Below are 1,584 nucleotides of genomic sequence, written 5' to 3' on the forward strand. Positions count from 1 at the left end.
CGGCGCGGGGCGGGCAGCGCCGGGCAGTGGTCGAACACCATGGCGATGTCGCTGTCGAGCGCGAGCTGCACGTCCACGACCTCGTCGGGTCCGAGGCGGAGCGGGCGGCCGTTGATCGGCGAGCGGAAGGTGACGCCGTCCTCGTCCAGGCTCGCGATGTCCATCATCGAGAACACCTGGAAGCCGCCGCTGTCGGTGAGGATCAGCCCGTCCCAACCCATGAAGGCGTGGAGGCCGCCTAGCGACGCGACCACGTCGGCGCCCGGGCGGTCGTGCAGGTGGCAGGCGTTGGCCAGGATCATGCCGGCGCCGTGGTCGCGGATCGTGCCCGGGTGCAGGCCCTTCACGGCGCCGTAGGTGCCGACGGGCAGGAACGCCGGAGTCTGCAGCGTGCGCCCGCGCACGGTCAGTTCGCCGGCCCGGGCCGCTCCCGAGCGTGCGGTGCATGTGAAGGCGGCGCGCGTCATGGCGAAGGCCCCAGCGTGGCGCCCGGGTAGTAGCGCGCGAGGATCTCGTCGGCCGTCGCGCCGCGCTTGGCGAAGCCGCGCGCGCCCCATTGGCAGAGGCCGACGCCGTGCCCCCAACCGAAGCCGCGCACCTCGATGCCGTCGGAGCGGATGCTCGGCAGCGCGTCCCAGAACGTCGAGAGCATCTGGCTCTTGAGCGGCAGGCCCGACGAGAGGCGCGTGCGGAAGCGGTCCGCGGTGACGGTGTTCGTCTCGTTGCCGGCGGTGACGTGCACCAGGCGCGCCCGGCCGCCGTCGTCGCGGTCGACACCCACGCGGTGCACGCGGCCGATCGGCAGCGACGCGGCCTCGCACACGGCGCTCGTCAGGAAGCGACGCGTCCACGAGAACATCGGCGCGCCCTCGCAGTCGGGGCACTCGACGGCGACGTGCAGGATGTCGTCGGGCGCGGACGGGAACACGTCCGTCGCGGGGCGCGTGCGCCCGCCGCAGGTGCTGTGGTACCAGGCCGGGATGGGGTGGCCATGGCTGAGCAGGACGCGGCCGGTCGTGGCCTCGACGGCGGCGTCGGACCAGACCGACTCGGCGTCGTAGCCGCCGTAGACCTGGCTGCGATCGTCGGCCAGCAGCCCGCGCGTGTCCGACTCGTACAGCGCGTAGGTGCGCGCCGCGACCGCCTGGGCCTCGAGCGCCGCGGCGGGGAAGCGCGCCGGCATCTCGGACGGGACCACGCCGCGCAGGTACGCCTCGAGCGGCAGCCGGTTGACGACCACGGCGCGCCCGTCGTCCACCGACAAGCGCAGCACGCCGCGATAGCGCGAGCCGCCGTACGACAGCAGCGCGTCGGGCTCGGGGCGGACCTCGAGCGGCCCCGCGTTGGTGGGGCGGCCGTCGAGCAGCAACACGCCGTCCACGACCTCGAGCGTCAGCTGTCCGCGCCCGTCCAGCATCTGCACGCCGTCGACCGCAAGCACGCGCCAGGTGCCGTCGGCGTGGATCGGGGAGGGCTGGCGCGTCTTCGCAAGGCGCACGTCGAGCCACCCGTCGGGCAGCGTGTCGGACGACGTGGGCAGCGCGTTCGCGACGCGGTCGAGTGGGAGCACGCGCAGCACGCGAC

At 74.2% G+C, this 1,584-nt stretch carries 2 protein-coding genes; both read right to left on the reverse strand.

What is annotated here, in order from left to right; genetic code table 11:
* Nucleotides 1-467: tRNA-ribosyltransferase family protein (locus NB231_RS00005; protein WP_004998412.1), on the reverse strand; the 467-nt coding region annotated here is incomplete at its 3' end.
* Nucleotides 464-1,584, reverse strand: a 1,121-nt coding sequence (locus tag NB231_RS00010; RefSeq protein ID WP_004998414.1) for a SpoIID/LytB domain-containing protein, incomplete at its 5' end; no start/stop codon positions are given. The genes NB231_RS00005 and NB231_RS00010, both read right to left, overlap by 4 nt.

This window comes from Nitrococcus mobilis Nb-231, assembly GCF_000153205.1.
GTDB lineage: Bacteria > Pseudomonadota > Gammaproteobacteria > Nitrococcales > Nitrococcaceae > Nitrococcus > Nitrococcus mobilis.